This window comes from Pseudomonas brassicae (assembly GCF_010671725.1).
Classification (GTDB): Bacteria; Pseudomonadota; Gammaproteobacteria; order Pseudomonadales; family Pseudomonadaceae; genus Aquipseudomonas; species Aquipseudomonas brassicae.
The window spans coordinates 1-5,844 of sequence record NZ_JAAHBU010000136.1 but is presented as its reverse complement, the minus strand read 5'-3'; the positions used below and the strand labels follow the sequence as shown (position 1 = coordinate 5,844).

The window sequence follows — 5,844 nt, the reverse complement described above, 5'->3', positions numbered from 1 at the left end:
GGCAAGACCACCCTGCTGCGCTGCCTGATGGGCCTGCTGCCTGCCCGCGAGGGCCAGGTGCACTGGGAAGGCCAGGCCATCACCGCGCTCAAGCCGCACCAGCGCGTGCAGGCCGGCATCGCCTACGTGCCCCAGGGCCGCGAGATCTTCCCGCGCCTGACGGTGGAAGAGAACCTGCTGATGGGCCTGTCACGCTTCGGCGCGAAACAGGCCCGGGAAGTGCCCGCGTTCATCTACGAGCTGTTCCCGGTGCTGCTGCAGATGAAGCAGCGGCGTGGCGGCGACCTGTCCGGCGGCCAGCAGCAGCAACTGGCCATCGGCCGCGCCCTGGCCAGCCGCCCGCGCCTGCTGATCCTGGATGAGCCCACCGAAGGCATCCAGCCCTCGGTGATCAAGGAGATCGGCGCGGTGATCGGTACACTCGCCGCGCGTGGCGACATGGCGATCCTGCTGGTGGAACAGTTCTACGACTTTGCCGCGGAACTTGCCGACCAGTACCTGGTGATGTCGCGCGGCGAAATCGTGCAACAGGGGCGTGGGGAAAATATGGAGGCCGAGGGTGTACGCGGCCTGGTAACGATTTAAGCTGACCACCTGTCCCGTTCCAGAGCGCCCTGTCATGACCCACCTGATCCGCGATGCCGTGCCTGCCGACCTGCCGGCCATCCGTGACATCTACAACGACGCGGTGCTCAACACCCTGGCGATCTGGAACGAACAGACCGTCGACCTGGGCAATCGCCAGGCGTGGCTCGCCGCGCGCCAGGGCCAGCAGTATCCGGTGCTGGTGGCGGTGAACGACGCGGGCGAGGTGCTGGGGTATGCCTCGTTTGGCGACTGGCGGCCGTTCGAGGGCTTTCGCCATACCGTGGAGCATTCGGTGTATATCCGCAGCGACCAGCGTGGCCAGGGCCTGGGGCCGCTGCTGATGGCCGCGCTGATCGAGCGCGCCAGGGGCTGTGGCAAGCATGTGATGGTGGCGGCGATCGAGAGTGGCAATGCGGCCTCGATCCGGTTGCATGAACGGCTGGGGTTTACCCTGAACGGGCAGATGCCGCAGGTGGGGGTGAAGTTCGGCAGGTGGCTGGACCTGACCTTCATGCAACTGATGCTGGCGCCGGGGGCTGAGCCGCCACAGGCTTGAGGCCGTCTTCGCTGGCAAGCCAGCTCCCACAGGTATTGCAGGGCGCTTGAGGGCGGCGCTATCCCTGTGGGAGCTGGCTTGCCAGCGAAAGGGCCGGTCAGCCTTGCACGAACCTGCCCAAGCGCTGCTTGAGCATCGAGTTCTCACTGCGCAACTGCTGCACTTCCTCCAGCAGTTCCAGCGCCAGCGCCACCCCTTCCCACTCCAGTTCCAGCTCCTGGTGCAGCTTGACCGCGCGCTTGGCGAGCACCGGCGCACGGTCGTCGAACACCCACTCTTCCGGCGTTCGCCCCGACGGTTCAACGATGCCATGTTCGACGATCTCGATCACGTAGTCGGCCGGTACATCGGCCTCCTGACACAGGGTACGCATGTCCAGTTGAACGATCAGGGTACTGCTCATGGTCACTTACTCCATTGAGTTCGCGGGTTGAACCCGGCCTTCTCCGACAGTTTGGTCCACAGTTCGCGGGTGGCGGCATCCGACTGCGCCGGCATCACCACCTTCAGTTGCGCATACAGGTCACCGCGCTGGCCCTGCTTGTTGCTCAGGCCCATGCCCTTGATGCGCAGGCGCTGGCCGCTCTGGCTGTCTGGCCGAATGGTCAGGTTGAGCTTGCCGGTCAGGGTCGGCATCTCGACCTTGGTGCCCAGCGCGGCCTCCCACGGTGCCAGCGGCACGGTGATGATCAGGTCATGACCTTCGACATCGAACAGCGGATGAGGTGCCAGGCGAATGATCAGGTACAGGTCGCCATTTGCCCCGCCGCCCACACCCGGCGCGCCCTGGCCCTTGAGACGGATACGCTCGCCGTCGGCCACACCGGCCGGGATCTTCACGTTGAGGGTCTTGGTGGTGTCACCCACGCGCTGCCCGGCCGCGTTGTACTGCGGCACCTGGAAACTGATCTTCTTCGATTCGTTGGCCAGGGTTTCCTCAAGGAAAATCGCCAGTTCCATTTCCACATCCTGCCCTCGACGACCGGTACTGCGTTGCTGGCCGCGGCCAAAAGGGTTGCCGTTGCCACGCCCGGCCGAGCCGAAAATGGAGCTGAAGAAGTCCGAGAAGTCGCCGCCGCCACCAAAATCGGCACCGCCACCACCACGGCTCTGCCAGCCCGGCGGGCCCTGGAATGGCCGCCCGTGCTGGCCATATTTGCGCAGCTCGTCGTATTCGGCGCGTTTTTCAGGGCTGCTCAGGGCCTCGTAGGCCTCGTTCACCTCTTTGAACTGGTTTTCGGCGTCGCGCTCTTTGCTGACGTCCGGGTGATACTTGCGCGCGAGCTTGCGGTAGGCGGCCTTGATCGCCTTGTCATCCGCCGTCGGCTCAACGCCAAGGATCTTGTAATAGTCTTTGAAGTCCATCTTTACGATTCACCATCGGTTATCGAATGCATCACTGCTGTGAAGATTGGGGTCAAGCATAGCCTTTCAAGTCAGACAAAGGATTGCTGCCGAGCAGATATTCGGTCTTGATTCTGCTGATGGCTGGCATAAACTGCGCGGCCGTTTTTCCCCCGGAAGCACACCCATGAGTCTCACATCACCGGCCCGCGCCTGCGGTATCGACTTCGGCACCTCCAACTCCACCGTCGGCTGGCATCGCCCCGGCGTGGATTCGCTGATTGCCCTGGAAGACGGCAAGATCACCTTGCCGTCGGTGGTGTTCTTCAATATCGAAGAGCGACGCCCGGTGTATGGCCGCCTGGCCCTGCACGAATACCTGGAAGGCTACGAAGGGCGCCTGATGCGCTCGCTCAAGAGCCTGCTGGGCTCCAAGCTGATCAAGCACGACACCAGCGTGCTGGGCACCGCGCTGCCGTTCAAGGACCTGCTGGGGATGTTCATTGGCGAACTGAAAAAGCGCGCCGAGGCCAATGCCGGCCGCGCCTTCGATGAAGTGGTGCTGGGCCGCCCGGTGCATTTCGTCGATGACGACCAGGCGGCGACCAGGAAGCCGAAGACACCCTGGCCGAGGTGGCGAAGAAGATCGGCTTCAAGGACGTGTCGTTCCAGTACGAGCCGATTGCCGCGGCGTTCGACTACGAGTCGAACATCCACGGCGAAGAGCTGGTGCTGATCGTCGACATCGGCGGGGGTACCTCGGACTTCTCGCTGGTGCGCCTGGCGCCCGAGCGGCACATGCTCGATGACCGTCACCAGGACATCCTGGCCACCGGTGGCGTGCACATCGGCGGTACCGACTTCGACAAACAGTTGAGCCTGCAGGGCGTGATGCCGCTGTTCGGCTACGGCAGCCGCATGAAAAGCGGCGCCTTCATGCCGACCAGCCACCACATGAACCTGGCCACCTGGCACACCATCAACTCGGTCTACTCGCAAAAATCCCAACTGGCCCTGGGCAGCATGCGCTACGACATCGAGGACACCGACGGCATCGATCGCCTGTTCAAGCTGATCGAACAGCGCGCCGGCCACTGGCTGGCCATGGAAGTGGAGGCCACCAAGATCGAGCTGACCCACAACGACAGCCGCCTGGTCGACCTCAAGCGTGTACAGCCCGAGCTCAGCGTCGAATTGACCCGCGCCCTGTTCGAAGCGGCCATCGACAACCAGCTCGAACGCGTACGTGGCAGTGTCAGCGAGCTGCTGAACAAGGCCGGCGTGGGTGTGGCCCAGGTCGACACGGTGTTCTTCACCGGCGGCTCCAGCGGCATTCCGGCGCTGCGCCAGAGCGTGGCGGCGATGCTGCCCAACGCACGGCACGTGGAAGGCAACATCTTCGGCAGCATCGGCAGCGGCCTGGCCATCGAAGCGCGCAAACGCTACGGCTAGCCCCCCGCCCCACAAGGACGTGAACAGATGAATTTCAAACCGCTGGCGCTGCTTGGCGCCCTGCTGCTGGCTGGCTGCAACGACGAGCTGATGACCCTGCGCTTCCAGGATTCGGCAGGCTCGGCGGCCGCCGGCCTGGGCACGCTCAAGCAAACGCAGATCGACGCCCTGCTCACGGCGCAGCAGATCGACCCGCAGAGCCTGCGCTTTCGGGTCGACCTGGAAGACAAGCATCTGGTGCATGTGCACGAACTGCAGCCGCTCAGTGATGCACAGCGCGGCGCACTGCGCGCACTCTTCGAGCCCATCGTGCAAGCGCGTGCCGCCAGCACGCTGGACATCGAGGTGACCCTGGACCTCCCGGCGCAGCAGCGCGAGGAGCTCAGCACCGTGCAACGCCAGCAGATCGAGGCGCTGCCCGACCCGTTGGTCGTCAAGATGGCGCTCAACCCCGAGATACTGACCATGGCGCTGATGCCCAGAGGCGACGACGCAATGGCGGACGTGATGGAGCAGGTCAATTCCAACGTCAGCTGCCAGGTGCACGCCCGCCCGGTAGAGCCCCTGCCGGCCGGCGTTACGGCACTGTGGACACGGGTGCTGGATACGGCGGGCCAGGTCAGCGTGGAAATGGGCGAGTGGTCGTACCCGGCCCGTTACCGTTTCAAGGATGCAGGATTGCAGCAACAGGTGCAGAGCGGTGCATTGCAGTTGCTGCCGGCCACGCACATGTCGGTCGACTCGCTGAACGTGGAAGTGGGCTTCGCCGACCTGGGGCAGCACCGCCTGTACAGCCATTTCCCACTGCAACAGAACGCCTCGGCGCTGATCCACGAGTGTGAGGTGGCCGCCAATGCGTTACCGCGGCCGCTGAGCTTTCATGTGGGCGAAGGTCTGGATCGGCTCGAAACCATTACCTACAAGGATGTACCGCAATGAACCGGTGTAAGGCCCTGGCATTCGCCAGCATGCTGCTGCTTGGCGGCTGCGGCGACGATGAACTGATGAGCGTGCGCTTCGGGATCAAGATGGGCACCGCACGCTGGGGTCTGGATCAGTACAACAGCGACCTGATCAACGCGGCCCTGGAACAGCGTCAGATCGATCCGAAGCACCTGCGCTTCGATGTCGATGCAAAGGACGAGCAACGGGTACGTGTGTTTATCGTACAGCCGCTCGACGAGCAGCAACAACGTGCGCTGCGCGGGCTGTTCGAAGAGGTCGTGCAGGCGCGCAATGCCATCACGTTCGACATCGAAGTTACCCTGCTGCCTACCGACACCGAGCGCAAGCGCCTGACGCCCAGCCAGCTGCAGGCACTGGAGGCGCTGCCCGCGGTGTTCACGCTGCCGGCAGAACTGGGTGACGAGGTGAGCACCGTCGCCGCGATGCCCAAGGCCTGGCCTGGATCGACGATGGACGTCAACGAGGAGGTCGAAGCCGAGGTCAGTTGCCTGCTGTATGTCAGCCCACGCCAATATTATCCCGGCATGACCGACCTGTATGCGGTCAAGGGCGACGACCCGCAGCGGGTGGTGCTGGAGTTCGGCCAGATGAGCGAAGCCGACGAATGGAGCACGTGGAAGGTCAGTGCGCAGTACCGCTTCAAGGAGCCCAGCCTGCAACGCCAGGTCGACCAGGGCGAGCTCAAGCTGGTGCCGCCTGCCGAACAGGGCAAGACCCTGAGCATCGCCTTCAAGCTGGCCGACCTGGGTGAGCACGTGATGAAGCGGGCCTGGCAGATCGACTACCGGGCGCAGGACCTGACCCGTCACTGCGCCGTCGAGCAGAACAAGCTGGGGCGCCCGTACACCTTCTTCATGGGCTCGGGGCTGGACCGGGTGGAAGCGGTCACCTACCCGCCCAAACGCTGAGCCAGGCTGTACCGGCCCTTTCGCTGGCAA

At 64.1% G+C, this 5,844-nt stretch carries 6 protein-coding genes and 1 pseudogene; 5 read left to right on the top strand and 2 right to left on the bottom strand.

Translation table 11 applies throughout. From position 1 onward, the window contains the following. Together urtE and G3436_RS11170 are read left to right on the top strand one after the other, a co-directional pair. On the top strand, positions 1 to 585 hold a 585-nt coding region (gene urtE, locus G3436_RS11175), incomplete at its 5' end, for an urea ABC transporter ATP-binding subunit UrtE (RefSeq protein WP_163944765.1). Positions 586 to 619: 34 nt separating this feature from the next. Further along, positions 620 to 1,144, top strand: coding sequence for a GNAT family N-acetyltransferase (locus G3436_RS11170; RefSeq protein WP_163944761.1), 525 nt, complete (start codon positions 620 to 622; stop codon positions 1,142 to 1,144). A 97-nt stretch (positions 1,145 to 1,241) separates the two neighbouring features. On the opposite strand, the gene G3436_RS11165 is transcribed toward G3436_RS11170, so the two are convergent. Both G3436_RS11165 and cbpA read right to left on the bottom strand, forming a co-directional pair. Next, on the bottom strand, positions 1,242 to 1,547 hold the full coding sequence (locus tag G3436_RS11165) for a chaperone modulator CbpM (RefSeq protein ID WP_163944759.1): 306 nt from the start codon (positions 1,545 to 1,547) through the stop codon (positions 1,242 to 1,244). A gap of 2 nt (positions 1,548 to 1,549) precedes the next feature. Further along, positions 1,550 to 2,509, bottom strand: coding sequence for a curved DNA-binding protein (gene cbpA / locus G3436_RS11160; protein ID WP_163944756.1), 960 nt, complete (start codon positions 2,507 to 2,509; stop codon positions 1,550 to 1,552). Between the two features lie 166 nt (positions 2,510 to 2,675). Between cbpA and G3436_RS11155 the strand changes: the two are divergent. From G3436_RS11155 to G3436_RS11145, 3 genes and pseudogenes are all read left to right on the top strand, one after another. Beyond that, a pseudogene (locus tag G3436_RS11155) lies at positions 2,676 to 3,940 on the top strand (Hsp70 family protein). Between the two features lie 27 nt (positions 3,941 to 3,967). Further along, positions 3,968 to 4,879 (top strand): hypothetical protein, encoded by a 912-nt coding sequence (locus G3436_RS11150; protein WP_163944753.1) that lies wholly within the window; start codon positions 3,968 to 3,970, stop codon positions 4,877 to 4,879. Beyond that, positions 4,876 to 5,814, top strand: coding sequence for a hypothetical protein (locus G3436_RS11145; protein WP_163944750.1), 939 nt, complete (start codon positions 4,876 to 4,878; stop codon positions 5,812 to 5,814). Before G3436_RS11150 ends, G3436_RS11145 begins: the two co-directional genes overlap by 4 nt. Positions 5,815 to 5,844: the final 30 nt, after the last annotated feature.

Bases quoted from the DNA above. Each gene is read 5' to 3' on its own strand.
- G3436_RS11170 (WP_163944761.1), top strand. From the start codon at position 620: ATGACCCACCTGATCCGCGATGCCGTGCCTGCCGACCTGCCGGCCATC.
- G3436_RS11165 (WP_163944759.1), bottom strand. From the start codon at position 1,547: ATGAGCAGTACCCTGATCGTTCAACTGGACATGCGTACCCTGTGTCAG.
- G3436_RS11145 (WP_163944750.1), top strand. From the start codon at position 4,876: ATGAACCGGTGTAAGGCCCTGGCATTCGCCAGCATGCTGCTGCTTGGC.
- G3436_RS11150 (WP_163944753.1), top strand. From the start codon at position 3,968: ATGAATTTCAAACCGCTGGCGCTGCTTGGCGCCCTGCTGCTGGCTGGC.
- cbpA (WP_163944756.1), bottom strand. From the start codon at position 2,509: ATGGACTTCAAAGACTATTACAAGATCCTTGGCGTTGAGCCGACGGCG.